Origin of the sequence: Algiphilus sp., assembly GCF_965216485.1 — a bacterium.
In the GTDB taxonomy this organism is placed as follows: domain Bacteria; phylum Pseudomonadota; class Gammaproteobacteria; order Nevskiales; family Nevskiaceae; genus Algiphilus.
Map to the genome: position 1 here is coordinate 2,199,826 of NZ_OZ244162.1, position 24,632 is coordinate 2,224,457.

Annotated in this window: 21 protein-coding genes, 1 tRNA gene and 1 pseudogene; 6 read left to right on the forward strand and 17 right to left on the reverse strand. The window is 63.7% G+C overall.

Annotated features, from left to right (window positions below):
* Positions 1-27: 27 nt before the first annotated feature.
* Positions 28-882, reverse strand: a complete 855-nt coding sequence (locus ACOOFO_RS10150) for a hypothetical protein (protein WP_420426658.1) — start codon at positions 880-882, stop codon at positions 28-30.
* Between the two features lie 122 nt (positions 883-1,004).
* Between ACOOFO_RS10150 and ACOOFO_RS10155 the strand changes: the two genes are divergently transcribed.
* Positions 1,005-2,315, forward strand: coding sequence for an alpha/beta fold hydrolase (locus ACOOFO_RS10155; RefSeq protein WP_420426659.1), 1,311 nt, complete (start codon positions 1,005-1,007; stop codon positions 2,313-2,315).
* 39 nt (positions 2,316-2,354) lie between these two features.
* On the opposite strand, the gene ACOOFO_RS10160 is transcribed toward ACOOFO_RS10155, so the two are convergent.
* From ACOOFO_RS10160 to ACOOFO_RS10210, 11 genes are all read right to left on the reverse strand, one after another.
* Complete coding sequence (locus ACOOFO_RS10160; RefSeq protein WP_420426660.1) at positions 2,355-5,444, reverse strand: efflux RND transporter permease subunit; 3,090 nt, start codon at positions 5,442-5,444, stop codon at positions 2,355-2,357.
* Entirely contained in the window at positions 5,441-6,895 is a 1,455-nt protein-coding gene (locus tag ACOOFO_RS10165) for an efflux RND transporter periplasmic adaptor subunit (protein ID WP_420426661.1), read from the reverse strand. Before ACOOFO_RS10165 ends, ACOOFO_RS10160 begins: the two co-directional genes overlap by 4 nt.
* On the reverse strand, positions 6,892-8,187 hold the full coding sequence (locus ACOOFO_RS10170) for a TolC family protein (protein ID WP_420426662.1): 1,296 nt from the start codon (positions 8,185-8,187) through the stop codon (positions 6,892-6,894). The genes ACOOFO_RS10165 and ACOOFO_RS10170 overlap by 4 nt, the downstream gene beginning before the upstream one ends.
* 94 nt (positions 8,188-8,281) lie before the next feature.
* Positions 8,282-8,656, reverse strand: a complete 375-nt coding sequence (locus ACOOFO_RS10175) for a hypothetical protein (protein ID WP_420426663.1) — start codon at positions 8,654-8,656, stop codon at positions 8,282-8,284.
* Between the two features lie 33 nt (positions 8,657-8,689).
* Positions 8,690-9,037, reverse strand: coding sequence for an antibiotic biosynthesis monooxygenase family protein (locus ACOOFO_RS10180; RefSeq protein ID WP_420426664.1), 348 nt, complete (start codon positions 9,035-9,037; stop codon positions 8,690-8,692).
* Positions 9,034-9,699: an SAM-dependent methyltransferase gene (locus ACOOFO_RS10185; RefSeq protein WP_420426665.1), complete on the reverse strand. Its 666-nt coding sequence runs from the start codon at positions 9,697-9,699 to the stop codon at positions 9,034-9,036. Before ACOOFO_RS10185 ends, ACOOFO_RS10180 begins: the two co-directional genes overlap by 4 nt.
* A complete protein-coding gene (locus ACOOFO_RS10190; protein ID WP_420426666.1) occupies positions 9,696-10,373 on the reverse strand; it encodes an SAM-dependent methyltransferase in 678 nt (225 codons plus the stop codon). Before ACOOFO_RS10190 ends, ACOOFO_RS10185 begins: the two co-directional genes overlap by 4 nt.
* A gap of 57 nt (positions 10,374-10,430) precedes the next feature.
* On the reverse strand, positions 10,431-11,660 hold the full coding sequence (locus tag ACOOFO_RS10195; RefSeq protein ID WP_420426667.1) for an efflux RND transporter periplasmic adaptor subunit: 1,230 nt from the start codon (positions 11,658-11,660) through the stop codon (positions 10,431-10,433).
* Positions 11,661-11,674: 14 nt separating this feature from the next.
* On the reverse strand, positions 11,675-14,068 hold the full coding sequence (locus ACOOFO_RS10200; protein ID WP_420426668.1) for an ABC transporter permease: 2,394 nt from the start codon (positions 14,066-14,068) through the stop codon (positions 11,675-11,677).
* Positions 14,069-14,070: 2 nt separating this feature from the next.
* Entirely contained in the window at positions 14,071-14,784 is a 714-nt protein-coding gene (locus tag ACOOFO_RS10205) for an ABC transporter ATP-binding protein (protein WP_420426669.1), read from the reverse strand.
* 48 nt (positions 14,785-14,832) lie between these two features.
* Positions 14,833-15,744 carry a fatty acid desaturase family protein gene (locus ACOOFO_RS10210; protein ID WP_420426670.1) on the reverse strand — a complete coding sequence of 304 codons (912 nt, stop codon included), beginning with the start codon at positions 15,742-15,744 and terminating at the stop codon, positions 14,833-14,835.
* 129 nt (positions 15,745-15,873) lie between these two features.
* Between ACOOFO_RS10210 and ACOOFO_RS10215 the strand changes: the two genes are divergently transcribed.
* Genes ACOOFO_RS10215 through ACOOFO_RS10225 form a run of 3 tightly spaced genes read left to right on the forward strand, consistent with a single transcriptional unit; the run spans position 15,874 to position 17,712 of the window.
* Positions 15,874-16,902: an AraC family transcriptional regulator gene (locus ACOOFO_RS10215; protein WP_420426671.1), complete on the forward strand. Its 1,029-nt coding sequence runs from the start codon at positions 15,874-15,876 to the stop codon at positions 16,900-16,902.
* 27 nt (positions 16,903-16,929) lie between these two features.
* The gene (locus tag ACOOFO_RS10220) at positions 16,930-17,238 is read left to right on the forward strand and encodes a hypothetical protein (protein WP_420426672.1); all 309 of its coding nucleotides are present in this window, start codon (positions 16,930-16,932) and stop codon (positions 17,236-17,238) included.
* A gap of 39 nt (positions 17,239-17,277) precedes the next feature.
* On the forward strand, positions 17,278-17,712 hold the full coding sequence (locus ACOOFO_RS10225) for a 3-oxo-5-alpha-steroid 4-dehydrogenase (protein WP_420426673.1): 435 nt from the start codon (positions 17,278-17,280) through the stop codon (positions 17,710-17,712).
* Here the strand turns inward: ACOOFO_RS10225 and ACOOFO_RS10230 are convergent.
* Both ACOOFO_RS10230 and ACOOFO_RS10235 read right to left on the reverse strand, forming a co-directional pair.
* Positions 17,693-18,802: a hypothetical protein gene (locus ACOOFO_RS10230; protein WP_420426674.1), complete on the reverse strand. Its 1,110-nt coding sequence runs from the start codon at positions 18,800-18,802 to the stop codon at positions 17,693-17,695. The two genes, ACOOFO_RS10225 and ACOOFO_RS10230, sit on opposite strands and share 20 nt — an antisense overlap.
* A gap of 410 nt (positions 18,803-19,212) precedes the next feature.
* Positions 19,213-20,681 (reverse strand): annotated as a pseudogene (locus ACOOFO_RS10235) (cytochrome P450).
* Between the two features lie 83 nt (positions 20,682-20,764).
* Between ACOOFO_RS10235 and ACOOFO_RS10240 the strand changes: the two are divergent.
* A complete protein-coding gene (locus tag ACOOFO_RS10240) occupies positions 20,765-21,454 on the forward strand; it encodes a cupin domain-containing protein (protein WP_420426675.1) in 690 nt (229 codons plus the stop codon).
* A gap of 89 nt (positions 21,455-21,543) precedes the next feature.
* On the opposite strand, the gene ACOOFO_RS10245 is transcribed toward ACOOFO_RS10240, so the two are convergent.
* The 3 genes from ACOOFO_RS10245 to ACOOFO_RS10255 all read right to left on the reverse strand — a co-directional run bounded on the left by ACOOFO_RS10245 (position 21,544) and on the right by ACOOFO_RS10255 (position 23,586).
* A tRNA-Lys gene (locus tag ACOOFO_RS10245) sits at positions 21,544-21,619 on the reverse strand.
* Between the two features lie 60 nt (positions 21,620-21,679).
* Entirely contained in the window at positions 21,680-22,168 is a 489-nt protein-coding gene (dksA, locus tag ACOOFO_RS10250; RefSeq protein ID WP_420426676.1) for an RNA polymerase-binding protein DksA, read from the reverse strand.
* Between the two features lie 164 nt (positions 22,169-22,332).
* Positions 22,333-23,586 (reverse strand): MgtC/SapB family protein, encoded by a 1,254-nt coding sequence (locus ACOOFO_RS10255; protein ID WP_420426677.1) that lies wholly within the window; start codon positions 23,584-23,586, stop codon positions 22,333-22,335.
* Positions 23,587-23,699: 113 nt separating this feature from the next.
* Here ACOOFO_RS10255 and ACOOFO_RS10260 point away from each other — a divergent pair, with 113 nt between their 5' ends.
* On the forward strand, positions 23,700-24,605 hold the full coding sequence (locus ACOOFO_RS10260; protein WP_420426678.1) for a PPK2 family polyphosphate kinase: 906 nt from the start codon (positions 23,700-23,702) through the stop codon (positions 24,603-24,605).
* The last annotated feature ends 27 nt before the right edge of the window (positions 24,606-24,632 follow it).

Consider the following 24,632-nt stretch of genomic DNA (forward strand, 5'->3'; position numbering starts at 1 on the left):
CGCGAAAGCTCTCTAGTAAGTTTTGGCTCAGTTGCCGAACAGCTTGTCGAATGCCTTGTCGAGCACTTTGTCGACGACGCTATCGGTGGCTTCATCCACCTCGGATTCCGTGCGGTCCTCGACGCGTTCCTGCTGGCGTTCGGCCTTCTTGCCGAACAGCCCGCCCAGGGCGCCCAAGGCGCCACCCTTGTCGCCGGCCTGGGCCTGGTCTTCGTTGTCACTGGCAGTTGCGTTGCCGCCGAATCCAGGCAGGCTTACAGGCTCGGAGGGCAGACTGAAAAGATCCTCCGCCACGCGCTGGTCCGTCAAAGCGCTTACCCGAAATTCGTCGTCCATGCGAAGCATGCCGCGCTTGCGTGATTCGAACTCTCTCAGCATGACGTCCGCACCGTGGGTGTCCTTGCCCGCCGCGTTGAGCAGCGTGCGTGTCATCAACCCCAGCGCCGCCTGGAACTCACGGGCGCGCGCATCGCCGGACAGCACCACCTCGCTGGTCTTGGGCTTGCCTTTGTCATCGATGTAGCGAATCTCCCAGATCTCGCCACGGATACCGGCGATGGTTTCAGTGCGGCCGGTATTGCTCAGCTTCTCCACCTTGGCAGCGCTGGGCCCGGGGGCGGGGATCGCAGCCCCGAACATGCCCATCATGGATGAGGCATCCATGACCGTGCCGTCAGTGACGACATACATACGGCCGTCGCGGATGACCATATAGCCTTCGTCATCGGTGTTCATGCGCAGCTTGTCGCCGGCATATTCAATCGTGGTGGCGTCCTTGCCATTCATAATGGTCGCAGTGCCAGCGGAAGCCGTGCCGGCTAGCAGCGTGGCCATGGTGGCGGCCAACACGGCAAGGCCGCGGAGTTGAGGAAGCGCAGTCATTTTGAGTATCCATTCCCAAAAATTCGGTGCGGCAACTATGCGTGCTCCCCGGGGGATCACCAATACCCCACGTGGTGTATTCACTGCATATACTTACCCGCGCGACACCATGATCGAAGTCGATGCCGAACCCTGAAGCACATCCCCTTATTGCCCTGTGCTATGCCAGTGGAACGGACGCGCGCCGGTTTCCCGAGCTCATGCAGGCCATCCACGACATAACGCAGCAGGCTCCTGAGCGAGCGGTTGAGCTGTTGGGACCGCTGGAACCGCACTTGCAGCAGGCTGCGGCCATTTCCACGCGCATGCCGAGTGCGTGGACCGACGCGCTCGCCGAGTCGTTACAGGGGATATTTGGCTTCAGCAAGACGGAGTTACAGATCATCGCCGCCCTGCTACAGGGGGATTCGCTCGCCGAATTCGCGGCGCAACGGCATCGTTCCTTGCACACCGTGCGCACGCAGCTGAAGAGTGCCCTGGCGCGCACCCCTTGTCGGACTCAGGCCGAACTGATGCTTCTGGTACGCGGCCTCGCATTGGTGGCGGCGCAGGAAGGTGCGGCGGCGGAAACGGCAGGAGATGTCGTCACGACCGAGCTCGCCGACGGACGCAGGTTGTGTCACATCGAGTACGGCGCACCCGATGGGCAACCGGTACTGCTTCTGCACACCGCCTTGCTGGGCCCAGAGCTGCCTTCCTCGGTGGCTGCGGCCGCAAGGCAATCCGGGCTCCGCATTCTTGCCTTGGCGCGCCCGGGCTACGCCGGTAGCAGCCCACCGCCTCCCGATGACACTGACCTGAACGTGGTCTCCGGACGTATTGGCGAGTGGCTGATGCGGCATGACCTCCCGCCGCTTCCAGTGCTCGGCAATGTGGTCGGTGCGATCTACGCCCACGCCTTGGCACAAGCTTGCCCGCAACGCGTGAAGCGCGTGGTGGTGTGTGCCGGTCCCGTACCTCTAACGCGCGCTCACGATGAGACATTGCCAATGAGCCGCCGGGTATGGCTGCAACTGGTTCGCCGTCAGCCCGGCTTGTTATTGCCTTTTGCTCGCCTTGGCGTGGGCTATGTACACACGGGGCACGCGCGGCGCTTTCTGCAGACCGCCTACCGTGCGCATCCGACGGATGTCGCCGTTCTTGACGACAAGACCTTGGTTGAGGAGCTCTGCCCCGCGGTGGCCAGTGCTGCAGCGGCCGGTGCAGAGCGCTTTGTCGAAGCCGTAAGGTTGCAATGTCGCGACTGGGGGACGCTGCGTCAGCACAGCGTACCGGTCACCGCCGTCCACGGTACTGCCGATGAGATCGTTGATATCGGCGCGGTCCGTGCCTTCTATGCAACCGAAGCCGTGACCCCCGTAGCGGAGGCGGGCCAACTGCTGCTCTACGCCAAACCCCAAGCGGTCTTTGCCGAGGTTGCGCGGACGCCATGAAGAGCCTTTGTCGACCCGACGTCATGGCTTGATGGCCCGTCACTGACGTGGACGGCAAGCCAGAACGTAGGCAGCCGGCAGCAGCAATAGCGCGAGAAGCAGCGTCGTGACCATGCCGCCGACCATGGGTGCGGCGATGCGGCGCATGACTTCGGAACCCGTTCCGGTGCTCAGCATGATGGGGATAAGCCCGGCAATGGTGGCCGTGGCCGTCATGACCACGGGCCTCAAGCGCCGAAGCGCGCCACTCTGCACTGCGAGGACAAAGTCCGCGTCGTCAGAGCTACGCGTCAAGTGGCGGCACTCCTGCCGAAGGTAGCTGAGCATCACCACGCTGATTTCCACGGCAACGCCGGCCAGTGCAATGAAACCCACCGCCACTGCAACGGACAGCGAATAACCCAGCAGATGAAGCAGCCAGAACCCGCCAGCGAGGCTCATGGGTACCGTGGCCAGAACGAGGAGCACGGGTGTCACTTGCCGAAAGGCCATGTAGAGCAGCAGCACGATGACCCCCAGCGTGGCGGGGACCAGCAGCTGTAACCGTTCGGCCGCGCGCTGCATGTATTCATACTGCCCGGACCACACCAGGCTGTAGCCCGCCGGTAGCGCAAGCGATGTCTCGACGGCCTGCTTGGCCGCCTCGACGTAGCTGCCCAGGTCACGATGGGCGATATCGACATAGACCCAACCGCTGAGGCGCGCATTTTCGCTCTTGATCACCGGAGCGCCGGCCTCGATGCGGATATCCGCCACATCACCGAGCACAATCCATTGTCCCTGCGGCGTCATCAGCGGCAGACGCTGCAATGCCTCAGGCGAGGCCCGCCACGATTGCGGATATCGCAGATTGACGGGATAGCGCTCGCGGCCTTCGACGGTTTCGGTGATGTTCATGCCGCCAATGGCGCTCTGCACCACAGCATGCAGTTGCGCGATATTGAGACCGTATCGGCCGGCCGCCCCGCGATCGATGTCGATCGTCACATAGCGTCCGCCCGCCACCCGTTCGGCGAAGACGCTGAGCGTGCCGTCGACCTGGCCAAGAATGCGTTCCAGTTCCTCGCCGATCGCCTGGATCGTCGACAGCTCCGGACCCTGCACCTTGATCCCCACCGGTGTCTTGATGCCGGTGGCCAGCATGTCGATGCGCGTCCGGATGGGCATGACCCAGGCATTGGTGAGGCCGGGAATATTGACCCGTTCACGGATCTCGGCGCGGATATCCTCCAGCGTCATTCCCGGCCTCCACTCGGATTCGGGCTTGAAGGTGATGGTGGTCTCGATCATCGTCAGCGGCGCCGGATCGGTCGCAGTTTCGGCGCGCCCGATCTTGCCGAAGACGGTATCCACCTCCGGCACGCTCTTGATCAGCTTGTCGGTCTGCTGCAGCAACGTGCGCGCCGTACCGATGCTGATACCCGGCTCCGTGGTGGGCATGTACATCCAATCCCCTTCGTCCAGGGGCGGCATGAATTCACTGCCGAGCTTGGTGGCGGGATAGAGCCCGCTCAGCGCCACCAGCAGCCCCGCGGCCATCACCACCCAGGGCTGGCGTGTGACGCTGCGAAGCAGTGGCCGATACAGCGCAAGCAATGCGCGATTCAGCGGATTCGCCTGCTCGGGGCGGACGGGGCCGCGAATGAGCAATCCCATCAGCACCGGGATAAGGGTCACTGCTAGGCCCGCGGCTGCCGCCATGGCGTAGGTCTTGGTAAAGGCCAGCGGAGCAAACAGCCGCCCCTCCTGGGCCTGCAGACTGAACACTGGAATGAAGGACAGCGTGATGATCGCCAGAGAGAAGAAGAGTGGCGGCCCGACCTCGCAGGCCGCGTCCCGCACCTTCTGCCAGTGTGAACGCGCATCCTTGCGCGCCAGATGTACATGCAGGTTTTCCACCATCACGATAGCGCCATCGACCATGGCGCCGATGGCAATCGCGATTCCGCCCAGCGACATGATGTTGGCGTTCAGCCCCTGCGCGCGCATGACCAGAAAGGCCACCAGAATGCCAATGGGCAGGCCAATCACAGCCACCAGTGCCGAGCGCAGATGAAACAGGAAGAGCGCACAGATCACCGCGACAATCACCAGTTCCTCGACCAAGGTGGTGCGTAGGGTGTTGATGGAACGCCCGATAAGGGCAGAGCGGTCGTAGGTCGTGACCACCTCGACGCTGTCGGGCAAGCTGGGCTGGAGTTCCTTCAGACGGGCCCGGACCCGGTCGATGGTGGCCTGTGCATTTTCGCCCTGACGCATGACCACGATGCCGCCCACCACCTCGCCTTCGCCGTTGAGTTCGGCAATGCCACGCCGCATCTGCGGACCCAGACGAATCTCTGCCACCTCGTCGAGACGTACCACCGTGCCATCGCGGTTACTGATCAACGGAACCGCGCGCAGATCTTCGAGTGTGCCGAGATAGCCCGTCGCGCGCACCATGTACTCGGCTTCGGCCATCTCGATCACGCCACCACCCGTCTCCTGATTGGCATCGGCGACGGCCTTGCGCACCGCGGACAGCGGTAACGCGTGTGCCCGCAATCGGTCCGGGTCGGCAACCACCTGGTACTGCTTCACCATGCCGCCCACGGTGGCCACCTCAGCCACGCCTTCAACCGCCTGCAGCTCGAACTTCAGCAGCCAGTTCTGCAGGCTGGTGAGATCGGCAAGGTTGCGCTGCCCGCTGCGGTCCACCAGGGCGTATTCATAGACCCAGCCGACCCCGGTCGCATCGGGCCCGAGTTTGGGTCGCGCTGCAGCCGGTAGCTCGGCCGACACCTGCGACAGTGATTCAAGGACCCGCGAACGCGCCCAGTAGGGGTCAGTGCCTTCATCGAAGATGACGTAGACGAAGGAATCGCCGAAGAAGGAATAGCCGCGCACTGTCTGCGCCTTGGGCACCGCCAGCATGGCGGTGGACAGCGGATAGGTCACCTGCTGCTCAACCAGCCGTGGCGCCTGACCAGCGTAGGCGGTCCGCACGACGACTTGCACATCCGAGAGATCGGGGATGGCATCCACCGGGGTGGCGCGCAGGGCGACGATGCCTGCAACCACCAGAAAAGCCGTCGCGATGAGGACTAACGCACGGTTCTGCAGGGACCACTCGATGATGCGGGTGATCATGGGTGTGCCTCGCCATGCCCCGCGCCATGGTCACCATGGGCGTGCTGATGGTGCTCCGACGGCTGAGCATCAGAACCGGATGGGGCGGGGTGCGAGCCGTGTTCGACACCCATCGAGGTGGCGTCACCGTGCATGTCGTGATGCGAGGAATGGTCCATGCGCGCATCGGCTTCGGTGCCGTGATGGGTATGGTCTGCGGCGGAGTGGCCAGACGCGGTCTCGGGCTCGGGCTCGGAGAGGCGCAAGGCTTCGGCGTCGACATTGGCTTCGGTGTCCAGCAGGAACTGGCCCTGGATCACGACGTCGTCCTGCGCAGACAAGCCTGCGCGCACTTCCCAGCGATCCCCCACGCGTTGGCCCAATTCCACCTTGGCCACTTCAAAGCGGCCATCGCCCACAGCCTTGACGACGCGGTCGCTGCGTCCGTCGCGGATGACGCTGCTCGCCGGTACGCTGAGCACGGCGTCGCTGGCCGGAAGCGCGATATCGGCGCGAACGAACATCTCGGGCCGAAGACGGCCATCGGCATTGTCGATGACCAGGCGTGCGGTGAGTGTGCGTGTCTGCGGGTCCAGCTGACTGGCCAGGCGCTCAATCGATGCCTCCCAGCGCTCGCCAGGAAATGCAGCGACCTGCACCGTTGCGGATTGCCCCTCTCGCAGACGACCGATATGCGCTTCTTCGACCTGCGCCAGCAGCCACAAGCGGTCGAGCTGCGCCAGCGTCATGAGATGGGTGCCGGGCTGCACGTACTGACCCGCCCGCACATGCATGCCTGTGACCGTACGCGCCGCCGTGGCCTGGATCAGTACCGTATCCGTGGCCTGAGCGCGGCGCTCAAGCGCCTTGATCTGGGCATCGCGGTACCCTAAGGCGCGCAGCCGCTCCGCCGCGGCCCGCCGCAGACCAGCATGACCGGCAGCCGCCAGATAATCCGATTCGGCAGCATAGAATTGCGGCGAGAACAGGCTGTACAGCGTGTCGCCGGCGGCGACGGTGTCGCCATCGCCAGTGACTCCAAGCGTCTGTAGCCAGCCTTCGGTGCGACTGTGCACACGCTGTTCGCGGCCCGGATCAGCAATCAGACGCCCGCTAAGCGCCAGCGTGGGCGAAAACGGTGCGTGCTGGACCGGCGCGGTACGCACGCCCAAGGTCTGAATCGTCGCTGGCGATACAGCGATCTGGTAATCGTTGAGGGCCTCGGATTCGCATTGCGGCACGAGGTCCATGCCCATGGGCGACTTTCCGGGTTCGTCGCGGCGGTAGTTGGCATCCATCGGCGCTACCCAATAGGCCGGCTGTGCGCCTCCGGGGCAGGGGCCATCCCCCGATTGGGCCGCTGCGCCTCCATCATTGCCCGCATCGTCGAGCAGGGTGAATGCAACACCGCCACCGATGGCGAGCCCGAGTAGCAAAGCCGTGCACAACATCAAGAGCATTCGCAGGGTCATGGCTGGGTCTCCGCAAGGAGGCTGTCGTCGAAGCGACCACCACTGAGCTGGGCCAGTCGCGCCAGCGCCTGAAAGGCGTCGCGCTGAGTGCGCAACCGGCCCGTTCGTACTGCCAGCCACTCCGTCTCGGCATCGATGACGGCCTGCACATCGCCGCGTCCGCGTGAATACAGTGCCAGGGCGGTTTCACGGCTCTGCTGCGCGAGGGTAGAGAGCTCCTGCTCATAGAGTCGGCGTGCCCGGTCGGCGGCGCGCCAGCGGCCGTAGGCACTGCGCACATCGGCGCGCAGGCGGTGGGCAAGATCATCGCGCGTGGCGCGCACCCGCTCGCTGCGGGCCAATGCTGCAGCCTGGGCTGCGTCGTACTTGTCCTGCCCGAAGGGCACCGTGAGCGCGACACCAAGCTGCGTGCGATACGGCTCTCGCGGCAGGGTCCCCACATAGTTCGCGCTGAGCGTGAAATCCGGGCGGCGTGCCAAGCGCTCCAGATCGCGACTCGCCTCGGCGCTGTCGCGCTCGGCATCCAGCTGGGCCAACCCCGGATGCGTCTGTTCGGCCGCCTGGACCAGCCGATCCATGGGCGGAAGATCCGTCTGCAAGGGGATGGCTGCAGCTTCCGGCAATGGCGTATCGGAGGCCCGTTGGCGCAAGGCGTTGAGGCGCGCGCGGGCGGTCTCCTGCTCGGCTTCGAGCTGCCATTGCGCTTCGCGTAGCCGCAGCAGGCGCACCTTCGCGGCCAGCGGGTCCTGCTGGGTGCCGCTCCCTGCGGCGTAGCGTTGCTCGGCCACGGTGACCAGCGTGCGCAATTGCGCCTGCTGCTCGGCATTGATGCGCAGCGCACCCCCAAGAAATGCCCAGTCCGCGAAGGCGTTTCGCGCTTCGAAAGCAAGTTCGCGTCGCCGTACCTCCAGACCATAGCCCGCGGCTTCGGCCTCCGACAGCGCCCGTTGGCGTTGCAGCGTGCGCTTCCCAGGCCAGGGCAGGGACTGGGAAATACCGACGATATGTCCGGTCTCGACCGAGGGGTCGTCGATCGACTTTGGGGCGATGGCGTAGTGCAGACGCGGATCGTCCAGCGCGTCCGCGCGCCGCGCTTCGGCGGCCAGTGCCTGTTGGCTCGCCTCAAGGGCGGCAATGCTGGCGTTGGCACGCAGCACCTCGGCAACGAGTGCCGCGCTCGTGAGCCGTTGCGTGGGCTCCGCCGCAGAAAGCGAGAGACTGACGGCCATGAGCAGCAACGAGAAAAGCCGTGCGATTCGCCGCTCAGCCGCATGAAATTGCGAGTGTTTCACCAGATACATCCTCGACGTCACGGGTGCAGGTGCACCCGGATACACCGTGTCTCAGACACGGCATCCCGGCCGCGCAAGTAGCGCGGCAGTCGCGTCAGATGCTTCGGGGAGGGCGGTAGACCGCGTCAGGGAGGTGGTACGGGCAGTCAACCGCGAGCGCAGGGAGCTCGGTGTCGGCAGAAAGCATCAGTGGCTGGCTTTGCGCTTCCGCCAGAGCCGAAACCGCGGCACCACAGCAATCCCATGCAGACGCGCAGTCGTGCGGATGCGCCGTCTTGGAATCGGAAGCTTCTTCGATGACAACCGCCGTCGGAGCGTCTCCGTGACACGGCAGGTCATCGACACCAGCATCCGCGGACCACTCCGGCTGATCACCGTGCGTTATCTCGGCACAGCAATGCGCCAGCACCTGACCCATGGGGCCAAGCACCAGCAGCAGACTCAGCAGTGCCGTGAAGCAAGCTCTCATGGGAGGAGCTTAACCCTGTAGCCGTGATGAGAGTCAATCATCCAGGGTGGAACTCGTGTGATCGTATTGACGCACAACGCGGCAAACCTCAACCCGATAGTGCTCGTACCAATGTCTGCGGCCCTCGCGCTGCGCCAGCTGGTGCTCGGCGACCTGCTTCCACTGTCGGGCCGCGCTTTCGTCGACCCAGTAGCTCACCGTGATGCCGACACGCGTTGCGGGATCGCGTACGGAGGTGGCACCGAGGTAGCCGTGCTGGGCTTCCACCAGTTCCAGCATGCGTTCGGCCATGGCCTCGTAGCCATGGTCGTCATCTGCGCTGCGCATGGAGGTGAAGATGACGGCAATCGCACCCTCGGGCAGGGGGCCAGGGAAGGTCACGGCCCGATCTCCATGAGGATGGACAATGCGACGCCGTTGTCATCGCACACGATGGTGCTGTCCAGAATCTGACCTCCGGCAGCTGCGCACAGGCGCTGCCAATCGGCTGGGCTGCGCAATTGATAGGGCATGGGTGTCCATTCGCCGGGAAGATGGGCAAAGGTCTCGCAGCTCGTGGCTTCCTGGCTCCCACCGGGCAGCGTCTGGATCAGCACGCGTCCTTCGGGCGCAAGGTGGGCGAGGGCGAAGCCCAGCGCAGCCGTGTCCGCTTCTGCACCGAAAAGAGCGAAATTGAACACGATCCAGTCGAAGGACATGCCCACCAAAGAAGAACACTGCGCGAGCCCGTCATAGTCGACACACACGAAGTCCGCGTCCTGTTGGGCGGCGGCGGCCGCCTCGATCAGCGCGGCACAGGCATCGACACCCATCAGCCGACGGCCCGCCGTACCGCCAAGTTGGCGCAGCAGCCAGCCCTCGCCGCAGCCGATGTCGAGCAGGGACTGATACGGCCGATGGGCAATCCGCTGCAGCAGTGCCGCATCCGTGATGCGCCGACTGGGCAGTGCACGGTTGCGGACGGCCGCAATCCATGCGTCGGCATTGGCTTCCCAACTAGCAAGGTGTGCGGTGGTGTCCAGTTGGCCTGGCTCGGCGCTCATCGGGTGATCCGTAGAAAATTATAGGCGCCCTGCTGGACGCGGTAGTGGCAGGGCACCTGCTCCACACCAAAGCCCGCCTGCAGCAGTCGCGTCGTCATCGGCGCCACGTGCTCCGAAGGCGTGCCATCCAGACGGACGAGCGGGTAGACACGCAACTCCGGCACCTTGGTCAGCATGGCCTGCAGCCAAGTCCAGTGCGTGTCTTCATCAAGGTGGGCGCTGTACAGAAACAGCAGATGGGAGCACAGCCCCAAGTCCGCCTCCATCACGCCGTCGAGATCAGGCAGGGCACGCGCCAGATAGCTTTGGCCGTCGTTGCCACGCGCGCGATAGTCGTCCAGAAAGCGCGCCATGGTCGCCAGTCGATTCTCGACCATCGCTTCGGGGCTATCGAAGTCGTCCCAATGGAAGGCCGCCCGGCTTTCCTGCAACCCTTTGGTGATTTCGGGACGGACCGCCTCAATGCGTTCTGCGATGGCATCCGCCTCGAAGGCATAGAGCGGATCCACGGATTGCACCCGCGTGCATTGGCCCCGCGCCCACACCTGGAAATCCGAAGGACCATCGCCGAAGGACAACACCCGGCGGCCGGCCAGGTCCTCCGGCTGGAGTGCGAACATGCGGGCGTACTCCGCGCCCGAGCGGCCCCAGGGGACAATATCTTGAAGCTGCATGGCCGATTTCGGCGACGGTGGTCGACCAACCAAGTGTAGCGCGAGATCGTGGCGGTTCTAAGGCGATTCCGAGCGCGAAGTCAGACGCACGCCGTCGCTGATGCGCTCGCTGGGATGGAGCACCACCGTCGCGCCTGCATCCACCCCACCCAACACTTCCGCAAGCTCACCGTTGTTCTTGCCGATGGACAGCAAAGCCCGCTGCGCGCGCCCCTCATTGACAAGGTACGCGGCCCAGTCGCCTTCATGGCGGAACAAGGCGCTGGTTGGTACGCGCAGCACGTCGTCGGCATGCCAGACGGTGATGTCCGCGTCGACGCGGAAGCCATGCCCGAGAGACGACCATTGCGCGGGTGGGGCATCCAGATCAATGATGACGTTGACCCGCTGCTCTTCGATACCGAGCGCCGACACCTTGGTGAAGCCGTAGGGTTCGATGCGGCGTACGGTGCCCGCCAGCGCGTGATCGCCACCCCAGCCGGTGATGGCCACGGCAGCGCCTTCCTGGATGCGCACCGCGTCGCGCGACAACACATCTACCACGATCTCCATCTGCTGCGGGTCGCCGAGTTCCACGAGCGGGGTGCCGGCTGCCACTACCGTTTCGCTTTCCTGGAGCACACGCAAGATGCGGCCGTCGGTGGGTGCCACCACTTCCACGATGCCGTCGTCGTCTGCGGCTGTATTGTCTTCGCCCGGATTGGTGAGTACAGCCTGGGCGTTCTCGAGCTCGGCGGCCCGGACCTGTGCCGCGGCACGCGCGGTCTCAAAGGCCGCCTTGGCGGTCTTCAGGGCGAGTTCGGCGCGTTCCAGATCCGCACCGGAATAGCTGCCGCGCTCGGAGAGGCGCTGCGCCCGCGCAGCTTCGGCCTTGGCAAATTCCAGTTGCGCCTCGGCCTTGCGCTTTTCCGCCTCGGCCAGGCTGAGCGCTGCCCGCGCACTACGTACAGCGGCCTCGGCCTGGCGCCGGCTTCGTGCGTCCAGAAAGGCCGGGTCGTTGGGGAGAAAGCGGGCGATGAGCGTTTCGCCGGCCTGTACCTTGTCGCCGACCTGACCGTCGAGGCGCAGCAGGTGGCCCGATACCGGCGCGGAGACGATATAGATGTCGCGCACGCGGGTTCGGCCTTCATCGCGCACATGCACCGTCATGGGGCCGCGCTCAAGGGTTGCCATGTCCACGGGCACCGGATCGGGCAGGAAGGCGAAGACGAAGAAGCCCACCAGGACCACCACGATCCCGATGCCGACCCTGCGACGAAGCTTGGTGTTCTGGTGTTGTTCAGCCATTGGAATTCAGTGCGTTATTCGCGTGTCTTGAGGACAGAGATGAGGTCTAGCCGGTCCACACGCCGCCGCACCAGCAGGCCCGAGGTGATGGCGGCCACAACAACCACGAGAGCCGCATAGGCATAGGTGGAGAGATCCACGATCAGCGGGATGCGGAAGATCTCGGTATCGAAGGACTCGGTCATCCCCCAGGCCAGTATCCAGCCGAGGCCGGCGCCGACTGGCAGCGCCAGTATCGTCAGCAAGGCCAACTCGCCGAGCAGGATGTAGGAGACCTCGCCGCGCGACAGCCCAAGAACGCGCAGGCTCGCCAGTTCGCGGCCGCGTTCGGAGAGGGAAATACGCGCGCTGTTGTAGACAACACCGATGGCGATGAGTCCGGCGAAGAGGGTGTTGAACAGGACGAAAGTGCCGAGGTTTTCCTGCAGCGTGTCGTAGAACGCAGACTGGGCTTCACGCTGAAGGCCGACACCGGCGACGATGGGCGTGCTCTTCAACTTGGCGTAGAGGGCTTGCGTCTGCGCCGGGTCAACCAGCAGGTGGGCGCCGTTGATGGTTTCGGTCTCATTGAGGATGTGGCTCAACGCCATGATGTCGATGTAGGCGGCCGTGCCCATGTAGGTGTGGACGATGCGCGCCACACGCAGCTCAACAACAGGGCGGCGGCCTTCAGTGATCTCCACCTGCACGCGATCACCGGCCTGGACGTCCAGGAGTTCGGCAAGCTTGTCCGTGACGACAAGCCCGTGTGGTGGCAGCGCGACGGACGCGTACTCGGCGTCGAGCAACCGGCTGAGGCGGGCGTCAGGGTGCATGCCGATGATGGTTTCGCGGCGCATTCGGGTACCGTGGCGCAGCACCGCGCGGATGGCGCGGAAGGGCTCGGCCCTAAGCACACCGGGGGCATTGGACACACTGTGCAGCGCCGACAGGCTCCGGGCTTCCGCGAAGTGGACCGTCACATCCTGGCGCTCGGCGATATTGAAGTGCACGTCCACCATGTGAATCATCGCGTCGAGCGAGAAACTCGAGCCCACAAGCAGGCCCATGGACATGGCGATGCCCAGACAGGTCAATGCCGCACGCCGGGGCCAGCGCCGGATATGGCGGAGAATCATGCGCGTGGGCTGATCCAGGCGACGCGGATCGGTACTTGAAACCGGCCGACGCCGGCCCCGGCTATAGTCCGGTGGCGCCGGCGGCACCATGGCCACCGCGGGGGCCAGCCGCATGACCTTGAGCACGGCCGACAGGGTGCCAAGGGCGGCGACGGCCAGGCTGAATCCGGCGGCGATCAGGAACACATCGCCGGGCACACGGAACAGCAGGAAGGGGAACTTGAAGCTGTCCATGTACATGGTGGCCAGGCCGCGCCCCATCCACAACCCCATGCCTATGCCGAGCCCGATGCCGACGATGGTGATGGCGCCGACCAGCTTGAAATAGTGCAGGCCCACGAAGCGGTTGGAGTAACCAAAGGCCTTGAGCAGGCCGATCTGTTCGCGCTCGGTTTCGATCAGACGCGTGATGACGACATTGAGCAGAAAGGCCGCGACAAAGAGGAAGATGGGCGGCAGCAACCGCGCCATGACATTGAGCTGCTGGATCTCGTTCGAAAGGAACTGGTCCGAGGGTTGCTGGTCCCGCCCGTAGGCACCGGGCGTACCGAAGGGTTTGAGGAGACGGTCAAGGCGCTCGATCAGCGCGGTCTCGTTGACGCCCGGCTGGGTAAGAAGCAGCGCTTCGTTGAATGCCCCGTCCAGGTCGAAGGCATGGGCCAGCGCGTCGCGCTGCATCCAGATCACGCCGAAGCCACTGTCATCGGGCACCAGTTCGCCGGGCGCAATGGCGTAGACGTACTCCGGCGCCAGCGCCAGGCCTGCGACGGTCAACTGCCGCTTCGCCCCGTTGAGGATGGCGTGAAAGGTCGCACCGGGCTCCAGGCCGTGGGCTTTGGCGAAATCCTCAAGGACCAGGACTTCATTGGGGCGGCGTGGATCGAAGTAGCGCCCGCTGCGGAGAACGATATCGTTGATGCGCGGCTGCCGCCGCTCCGGCAACGCGATCATGACGCCGCTAATGGGAGCATCGGCGCCCTCGACATCGATGATGGCGCTGGCGCGAATCCGTGTTTCCGCGCGGCGCACCCCCGGCAGAGCGGAAAGCTGATCCTGCAATGCACGCGGTGCGCGCGTGACTGGCGCCACGATATCGGCAAAGCGGTAGCGTTCGTAATAGGCGCGGCGTGTCTCTTCCAACGAAGCGAACATGCCCTTGCTCATGATGTAGACACCGACGCCGCAGGCGATGACGAGCGCAATGGCAAAGGCCTGACCCTTGATATGCCAGAGATCGCGCAACAGCTTGCGATCCAGCGGAGGCAGCCAATGCAGGCCGAGCGCGCGCATGGCTACCAGCTCAGATCCGATGCCGACAGCGGATGCGTATTGATCCGCGTGTCGCTGATGCGGCCATCCGCCATGTAGAGCACGCGATCCGCCATCTCGGCGATGCCCGCGTTGTGGGTGATCACGAGCGTGGTCGTGTTCAACCGTCGGTTGGCATCCGACAGCGCTTGCAGCACGACGATGCCGGTGGTGCTGTCGAGCGCCCCGGTAGGTTCATCGCAGAGCAGCACGGTCGGCTGCTTGGCGATGGCGCGGGCGATGGCCACCCGCTGCTGTTCGCCGCCCGACAACTGCGCGGGGAAGTGGTGCATCCGCGCCTGCAGGCCAACCAGGGCAAGCGCGTCTTCTGCCGGCATCGGGTTCGGTGCGATGTCCGTCACCAGCATGACGTTCTCCAGCGCCGTCAGACTGGGGATGAGGTTGTAGAACTGGAAGACGAAACCCACGTGGTCACGACGATAGCGGGTCAGTTCGCGGTCGGAATGCGCCGTCAGCTCCGCGTCGCCAAACAGCACCCGACCGGAAGTCGGTGCGTCCAGCCCCCCGAGGATATTCAGCAACGTGGACTTGCCGCAGCCCGATGGCCCCAGGAGCACGACCAGCTCGCCGCGTGGCAAACGCAGATCGAGCCCGCGCAAGGCATAAACCTTGGACGGGCCGTCTCCGTACGTCTTGGTGAGACCTTCTACGCTGAAGGCATGGTCGATTGCGGCCATACACGCACGATAGCGCGCGCTGGCCGAGCCGACATAGACCTAGATCAACTATTCCGCGAGCGCGACACCGGTTCGAGGCGGCACTGGATCGCGGCTGAAGATGCCCACGATCGGTGTGCCCTGTGCGCGCATGATCGGTTCGATCTCCCGGTGCAGCGCGTGGTAGCGATAGAAGGGCACACGCGGGAAAAGATGATGGATGGAGTGCAGGTTCTGGCCCAGCCAGAACCATTCCACCGGCTTCATCCAGGTGGGCATGATCAGGCTATTAGTATTGCGATAGCGCGTCGGGTCCTCATACGGGATATGCGGCCGATAGGCGAACCAATAGGCGGTGAAGAATCCGCCCAGGAAATAGCCAACGACAACCACTGCCAGTGCGCTCAGCGTATGCGGCGCCAGCAGCACGAAGGCAAGACGCCAACCCACCGACACGGCAACCTCCGCACAGTAAGCAGCACGTTCGCGGATCGAGGCGGTCGACCAGTGCTCACGCACGAAGAAGGTGTTCTGCACCCAGAAGAACTTCAGTGTGGTCGCAATCGCTGCAACCGGCCCCTTACCCATGCCGCTGACCATGTAATCCGGGTCCTTGTCGGGCTGGTTGGTGAAGCGGTGATGGGTGAAGTGCTCCACGCGGTGTGAGGTGAAGGGCACCATGATGAAGGGCGCTACCAGATAGCCGCAGAGGTCGTTCAACCACTGCAGTCGGTCATTGCGACCATTGATGTTGCCGTGCACGGCCTCGTGCAGCGGCGTGTAGGCGAAGTAGGTCAGCCCGGCGAGGATCAGAGTGGCCATCCAGCCCGGCAGCAGGCCTGCGGCAAACAATCCCAGATTGGCCACCACGCCGACGAGCACCCCTGCAACAAGACCCACGGTGGGCCAGCACACCGCACCCATATGCTTCTGGGCAGCAGTGATCGCCTGCTTGTTGAGCGTCGCAAGATCGTCGGTCATTGGTGTGTCTCCTTTCTGGAATGATCGCCACTCTAGGGGGCGACTCGCGCGTCGAACAGGACAGAAACGGCCATTCGCCATGCACCTTTGGCCACTCGGGCCAAAGCGGGTGTGCACTACAATCGGGCAATGTCGCAACAGGACGCGATTCTCCACCCGGTCGTCATCGGCCAGGTGATGATCAATTTCGCCGCGCGCCACGGCGTGGACCAGGAAACCTGCCTGCTGGGCACGGGTATCACCGAAGCCGAATTGCAGGATGGCGAGGCCCTGATCACGCGTGGGCAGGAGATGCGGCTGCTCGAGAACATCATGCTGGCGCTACCAGAGGTGCCGGCACTCGGCTTCGAACTCGGTCTGCAGTACAGCATTGCCACTTTCGGAATCTGGGGCTTCGCTCTGCGCACCAGCCGCACCCTGCGTGATGCCATTGCTGTTGCGACGCGCTATCTGCCCCTGAGTACGGCCTACTGCCGCGTGGAGGCCTTCGAGGATGGCGAACGCTTCGGCATTGGCATGGATCCACAGCCGATCCCACGCCATCTGCGCCCGCTGCTGCTGGAACGCGACATGGCGACCGGCCTCAATCTGCTCAATGAACTCGGTCTTGCCGGCATTCGGGTGGCGGCGTTGGAATTTCAGGGGCCACCGCCCGAATACGCAGCGCGGATGGAAAGCCTCTGCGGCTTTGCGCCACGGTTTCACTGCCCGCACAACGCGCTTTTGGTACGCCGTGAAGATGCCGATCGTCCCTTGCCCATGTACGACCCGCATCTGGTACGCATGCTTGATGACCAGTGCCGGGCCCAGTTGCAACGCCGGCAGTTGAGCGGGGTCGCCGGGCAGGTGCGGCAGCAATTGCTCGGTGCCGCAGGCCTGGTTGCATCCTTGGAGGATGTTGCCAGCGCGCTGGCCATGTCATCACGCAGCCTGCGTCGCAAGCTCGATCAGGAAGGAACCAGCTTTCGCGCCCTGGTCGAGGAAGAGCGCCGGCAACTGGCATTGCAGCTGCTGGAAGGCAGCGACATGAAGCTGGACGAACTCGCGATTCACCTCGGCTACACCGACACCGCCAGCTTCACGCGCGCGGTGCGGCGCTGGACGGGGCAGTCGCCCGGGCAGTATCGCAAGGCCTATCGCGATGGCCCGGTAGGCTGAGCCCTTGTACGTGGCCGGGTCCATGCCATGACGGCCGCCGACTGGCATCAGTTACTCCTGATCGGCTTCGGCGTCGCCTCCGTCGCGGTCTTTGTCACGTTGCGCTGGGGAACGAAGACGGCCTATGGCCGCCATGACACGGGGCAGAGTGCCTGGTGGTGGGGACCGCGCGTTCCCACACGCGCCGCCTGGGTCCTGATGGAAATGCCGGCGTCGCTGGCTTTTGCCGCATTCTTCTTCCTGGGCGACCGCGCGCTTGAAGCGGCGCCGCTGGTGTTTCTCGCGTTATGGCAGGCGCACTATCTCCAGCGCAGCTTTATTTATCCATTCCGTTGACGACTGAAGCCGGGCGATCGCAGCCCGCTGCTCATTCCGGTGCTGGCTTTCACCACCAATGTGGGGATTGCCTTCATCAATGCCTCGGTGCTGTCGTGGAGCAGCATCGGCGACTACGACGGCAACTGGCTGCAGGATCCGCGCTTTGTTGTTGGCGTGCTGATCTTCGTGACCGGCTACGTCATCAATCGCAAGGCCGACGCCATGCTCGCCGCACTGCGTAGTTCCGGCCACGGGGGATATCGCATTCCGCGCGGTTGGCTGTTTGAGCGGGTGTCCTGTCCGAATTACCTCGGAGAGTTTCTGATCTGGATCGGCTGGGCGGTCGCGACCTGGTCACTGGCCGGGGCCGTCTTTGCGTTATGGACGGTGGCCAATCTCCTGCCACGCGCCCTGAGTCACCACGCCTGGTACCGCGCGCAGTTTCCGGACTATCCGACCGCGCGCAAGGCGGTCATTCCGGGCGTGCTGTAGACCGAGGCGCGGCCTCGCCACCGCCCCCAGCCGAGACGCTGGGCTGGTGCAGACGGCCGTGGCAGGCTTCGCCGACGTAGAAAGCGGGCTTGGTGCCGGGAAAGGCCCAGAAGGGCGTCATCTCGGAGGACGGGAACAGATTCGGAAAGCGCGGATCGCGCGCCGAAGGCCCGGCGATGGTTTTTTCCTGCACCATCGAGATGTATTGATCGACCGCGTTCTCCAGCGTATTGCCGTTGATGATGACCTCGGTACCGATCGTCTTAGCGTAGTCCGCGACGCCGGCCGCGGTGGACAGCAGCGGCGCGTAAGCATCCACGCTGACCCCGTTCTCGCTGGTGACCCAGAGACCCTCATCGGTGTGCACCACGATGGAATGGTTGCCCTCGGTATGGCCTGGGGTGTGCACCAGTGCCACGCCGTCACCAAGCTGGATGGAGCCTTCGAAGCAGTGCACGCGGGATGCCGGCACACCCGCAACGCCATTCGGGCAGTACCAGTCCGCCTGATAGGGGTTCAGGTCCTGCGCCGATTCCCATTCCTGACGGTGCACCAGCAGCTTGGCATTCGGGAAATAAGCGTCTTCCTCGTCGCTGCCCAGCCATCGCCTGACATCCTGGGTATGCAGATGGTCGTAGGTGATGTAGTCGACATCCTCCGGCTGCAGGCCGATACGCTCCAGCACCTCCGGCACGGTGGCGTGACGCTTGACGATCCATTGCGTCACGGCATTCGGCGTGCGGTCTGCAATGCGCCGGAAGAAAGGAGTTTCAATGCCGCGCTCATGATCCGACGGCGAGACGAGCAGGGTCTTCAGGCCATCTGGCGTGTCGAACTGCACCACGAACATCCGATTGCGCAGATGCAGAAACTCCACGAAGCGCTCGCGCGAGAAGGCATTGCGCAAGCCGTAGCGCGTGGGGTAGGGGACCGTAACGAGATCGAAACTCTGGAAGTAGCGCACCTTGGGCCCGGCCAGCAAAGCCTTGCGGAAGGCTTCAGCCGCTGCGCGAGTGTCTTCAACCCGCGCCTGCTGGCCAGCGGCCCTGCGCGTGTCGTCGAAATGCTTGATCGCTGTGAATTGGTGCATAGCCATGTCTCGGAGGTGAACCGGGGCGCCTCAGCAAGGAGGTTGCCACGGTGCAGGCACTCGGGCCTGCACGTCGGGATCCAGAATGATGGCTGTCATTGTGCCAATTCCAGCTCCCCGCGTTCGATGCATGGGGAATGGCCTTTGCGCCGGTGGCGCTGCAACTCGGAAACCGTTCATCCCAATAGGCCCTGTTTCCGGCGCGCCCCAGAAACCCGTGGCGATTCCGCAAAAAGAAGCCCCGCAATGGGGCTGAGAGGGAGGAGAGGAAATGTGGAGCGCCAGTCCGGCGCCTTTTATTTACCCGACTTATAACTTATTCCCCTGACTCCCTCAAGGCAGTCGGTGAAGGTCTGCAGCATTCACGCATGCTCTCACGGTGTAACAGCGTCTTAACCACCCGTCGCGATTTACCTCATCTGTCCTGTAGCGGTCTCCGTCGCCTGCATCTTCGCGTCATGTCGCGAGTGCAGTCGCACCCGTAAACCGTCAGGAACCAAGGTGAAGGCCATGCGCTCGGAGGTGTCTGCGTCTCCGACCTCTTCCATCCAGAAGTTGCGCGCAAACATGCTGGCAACGGAGCGGATCTCCATCGTTGCAAGGTTCTTGCCGGGGCACATACGGGGGCCGCCACCAAAGGGCATGGGCGGCTGGGTGGCGAATTTCTTATGCTTGCCAAGCCACCGGTCCGGAAGAAACTGCGCCGCATCGTAGGGGCGCGCAGCGAGCACAACACATCGGTTCCCGCGGGTACGGAGACATCACCAATCTGAGCATCCTGACTGGCGCACAGGAAGAGCAGGGGGGCGACAGGCTTGAGGCGCAGCGTCTCGATCATCACCGCATCGATGCATCCCAACGCATCGCCATCCTGGAGTTCGGACCACAGCATCCGCTCCCCGAGCACGGCATCTACCCGATCCTGCAATTGACGCTGCGCCATGAGGTTGCGACACAGCAGATGGATCATCCAGGCGAGGGTATTCGCCGTGGTGTCCTCGCCGGCGAGCAGCGCCGTGAGCGTATTGCCCAGGATTTCCTCGTCGGTGAAGGCCGAGCCATCATCATCGCGTGCGACGATCAGTGCTTCCAGCAGATTCTGTGGTGCTTGCTGGCGGGCTGGATCGTCGGCAAGCCGTTGGCGGGCTTCGCCAATGATGCCGTTGACGTAGTCCTTGACCACCTGCATCGCATGATCGAGTGCCCGGTCCTTGGGCAACTTGAAGTAGCGCCAGTAGGGCACTGGCGCTGCCAGTCGATCATTGATCGCCTGGAAAATCTGAGCCAGATAACCCTGAATGCGATCCCCCTCTGTTTCCAGCGTATTGCTCTCCACACCGAAGGCGAAGCGCGTGGTGACATCCACGGTGTAGCGCATCAGATCATCTTGCACATCCACGGCCTCGCAACGATGCGCGGCCCGTTCCCAACGGGCGTACAGCCGCTTCGTGGTCTCGGTCAGCGTGTCGAAGAAGGGCCGCACCTGATGCGCATTCAAGGCCTTCATCCAGGCACGACGCTGCCGGCGCCAGGCTTCGCCCTCTGCCGAGAACAGTCCGTTGATGCCGAGCTCGTGTGCGATGCCCTCAAGGGCGGTCAGGCGGCGGAAGCGTTCCGGGCGATCGCGCATGATGGCGTTGATCTGCTCCGGGTTGGAGACCAGGATGCCGTCACGCGGGCCCAGGCGAACCCGGCAGAGCGAACCATAGCGGTGGGACCACTCCTCGATGACGCGGTGCAGGTTGTCAGGCCGGATTTCCAGCGCATTGCCCACAAGGGGGAGGGCGCGGGGGCCGGGGAGGTCGGCGAGAGAGCGGGACATGACTGCGCAGGCTCTGAAAAGAGAGGAGGCGAAGGGTGCGGCAACCGTCGTACACATTCAACTGGCGCCCCACTGACGTTGCGAAAGCCTTGCCTGACTCACTACGCTGCCCCATTGCAGGAATACTAGGCCACACGGCGATGCCCCAGAACCTCAATGCAGAACTCGACCGGCCGTTGCGCGTGGAGACGCTGGCCATGGACTGGTCACCCAGCCCCAGCGGCACGGTATGGCGCAAACGCGTCCACCGGGCTGGACCGGAAGAAGCGGGGCAGGTGACCTCGGTTGTCCGCTACGAGCCGCACGCCTCCTTTCCCATGCACGATCATCCCGACGGCGAAGAGATTCTGGTGCTGGACGGCGTCTTCTCCGATGAGCACGGCGACTGGCCCGCGGGCAGCTATCTGCTGCATCCCGAGGGCTTTCGCCACACGCCCTTCTCGAAACGCGGCTGCCTGCTCTTCGTCAAGCTACGGCAGTATCCCGGCATCCAACGTCAATACGTGGCCTGTCAGATCGAGGACCTCCCATGGCAGCCCGGTGAGGACGACGGCGTCGAGCACAAATGCCTCTACCGGCAGGAAGGCTTCAGCGACGAAAGCTGGCTGGAGCGCTGGGCACCCGGCACGGAGGTGGCAGGACGCGCCTACCCCCTAGGCGCTGAATTCTTCGTGATCGAAGGCGCACTGCAAACCCAAGACGGCGAACTGAATACCAACGCCTGGATGCGCTTGCCCGCGGGCTCCACATTGACTGCTGCCAGCGACCAGGGCTGCACGCTCTACATCAAGCGCGGCGGGCTGCGGTACTTGTTGGCAGAGGAGGGATAAGCGCATCCGTAAGGAGCGACCACCAGCCGAAGCGAAAGGGGTCAGCTATTCGTACTGTGCGTGGCTGTCATCAGCGAGGTTCTGATGAGTGGTGGGTCGTGTTGGATTCGAACCAACGACCTACGGATTAAAAGTCCGCTGCTCTACCGGCTGAGCTAACGACCCACGGGAGGCGCGTATTTTAAGCGCCGCTACGCATTGGCGCTTTGCGCTGCGAAAACGCGGTCAGCGATCGCGATACTGGGCTTCGATGTGCTCGTTGTGACCCTTGACGTCCACGCAGACCGTGGCTGTCGGACGCGCCAACAAGCGGGGGATGCCAATCGGTTCGCCAGTCTCTTCGCAGTAGCCGTATTCGTGATCGACGATGCGGCGCAGGGCTTCGTCCACCTTGCGCAGCAGCAAGGATTCACGCTCGCGCAGACGCAGGTCGAGCCAGTGCTCTTCCTCTGCGCTGGCACGATCAGCCGGGTCAGCGAAGGTTTCGCGCGCGTTGAGACGTGCCTTCACGTCCATCTCGCGGGCGAGGACTTCTTCCCGGATCTTGAGGAGACGCTGACGGAAGAACTCGAGCTGCACCGGGTTCATGTAGTCGTCTTCGGACATCGCCCGAATATCGTCTTCCGTGAGTTTGGAGACATCCGTGGTCGCGGCGTCTTTCGCCTTCGCGGAACTACGCTTCGTTGCGCTCTTCTTCGCTACCGTCTTCGTCATTCTTCAATGCAATCCATGGCGGGAGGCTTGGGGCGCCTCCGAAACCGAGCGCCGCGTTATACACCCCTACAGTAGGCCGGTCAATTCCTTACGTCATGGTTGCAGAGGCATGCCTGTGATAGGCAACGCGCCCCTGGCGAACGCGACCGACCCTTGCCTGCAGCTTATACCAACCAAGCGGTTGCAACACCGGCGACGGCGGCCACAAAGAGAGGCAGGGCCACGGTGCGCCACATGGCGGCACCGCCCAGCACAGCGGCGAGGATGCCCTTGGTCACACTATTGACCGCTGCCGACAGCACAATGGCCCGCTGCGCAACCTCTGGAGTGAAGGTATCGCCCACCGATCGCGCCACCGTCAGGGTAATCGCATCTACATCGCTGATGGAGGCAACCACGGCCACCAGATAAATGCCTTCATCCCCCAGATAGACCTGGCCCCAGTGGCTGAGAAGCGTGACGGCCACAAGCAGGGCGCCGAACTGCAGCGCCGTACGCAACTCAAAAGGGTTGGATATCGCAATGGAAGCCTTGTCCACGGGCGCGGCATGATCGCTGCGCGTCACCAGCAGCCCCGCGCTGGCGATTGTGGCCATCACCAGCAGGGGAGGGATCAAGCTCCAGGCGAAATGGGGTTGAAGTACGAAGGCCTCTAGCCAGACCCGAGGAAACATCATGGCGCAGGCCAGCAGAATGCCCACACTCAGCGGAATGTGCAGTTCGCGCGCCTGACGAAACATGCGCGCATAGCTGAGCGTCAGTGCCGTAGAGGAAGCCAGCCCGCCCAGCGCACCGGTTACCAGCAATCCTCGCTGCGGTCCGACGATGCGCATCGCGAAATAGCCTGCCGACGACAGCATCGCGATGAGCACGACCATCCACCATATCTCATAGGGGTTGAGCACATTGCCCGGCCCATAACCCTGATTCGGAATCAGTGGCAGGGCCACAATCGAAATCAGCAGCAGCTGGAACACGGCGCGCAATTCAGCTTCGCTGACGTGATGGATCAAGCCGTGCATGGCGGGCTTGGCGCTCAGTACCAGCCCCATGACCACTGCACTGGCAGCGGCAATCTCCAAGCGCCCCGAAACGCACAATGCGCCGATGATGAAGGTGACGACGGCCGCGGTCAGGGTCGTGATGCCGGCATCGTCCTCGCGCAGACTGCGCAAGCCATAGGCAATCAGCAGCATGGCTGCAAGGCCGGCGAGGGCAACTGGGACGACGGCCATGCTGGTGGCCTGTCCAAGCAGCACGCTGAGCCCACCGAGCAGCCCGATCAAACCAAAGGTACGCACGCCGGCGATGCGTTCTCCCTCAGCACGCGCTCTGGCATGCCAGCCGCGCTCGAATCCCACCACCAGACCCAGCGCCAGCGCCATGCCGAGATGCCCAATGTCGTTGAGGGATTCCATGCCGATTGCGCCTACGCGATCATGGCGCCATGCTGCGACCAAAGTGCTGACATGACAAGGAGATGAAGGGCAATGCGCATGCAGACGACAGCAGCACGGTGCCGCGGTACACGATGAAGGCGCCCCTAGAAGCCGAACGCGTCCCGGTCGCGCATTACCGGGTGGATAACGGCGAGGATTTCGATCTTCGTCGCTTTGCCACCGCAGTCACGGCGAACTACCGCGACCTCAGTGATTACCGCCAGCGCATGGAGGCCTACCGCCGCTCCATCCGTCAGTGGCAGCGCAAGCTCTTCGCCGACGGCCAGCGCGGGCTCCTGGTGGTCGTGCAGGGCATGGATGCAGCGGGCAAGAATGGGCTGATCCGCCGCGTCATGGGCGGTGTCGACCCCGCGGGGCTGCACGTGTGGTCATTTGGCCCACCCACGTCAAAGGAACTGCGCCAGGATTTCATGCGCCGTTATCACCAGTACCTGCCGGAGTATGGAGAGATTGCGGTCTTTAATCGCAGTTACTACGAGTTTGCGCTGAGTGCACGCATTCACCCGGAGTGGCTGGAAGCCCGCGGTATTGAAGCCGGCAATGCCAAGCGCACCGCCTTCTGGCAGCAGGTCTACGAGACCATCCAGGCCTTCGAGCACTATTTGCTGGATAACGGCATCTACGTCGTCAAACTCATGCCGCATGTCTCGGAACAGGTGCAACGCCAGCGACTGCTGGACCGACTGCATACCGAGCACAAACGCTGGAAGCTCTCCGAGGCCGATTGCAATGACGTCCGGCGCTGGAATGATCTTGCCGAAGCCTATGCCGCCTGCATACAGGGCACAGCGACCGCGCGCTCGCCCTGGTATGTGCTGCCGGGCGACGACAAACGTACAACACGTTTGCTGGCCGCCGAAGCGGTGCTGCAAGCACTCGAAAACATGGCTCCGCAATGGCCCGATGGGCTGGATGGTGATAACGCCAACAAGCGGGCGCGTATTGCCGCCATCCTGAACGGGGAGAGCAAGCGCTAGACCCTCGTTGCTGCTGCTTCGCCGCGG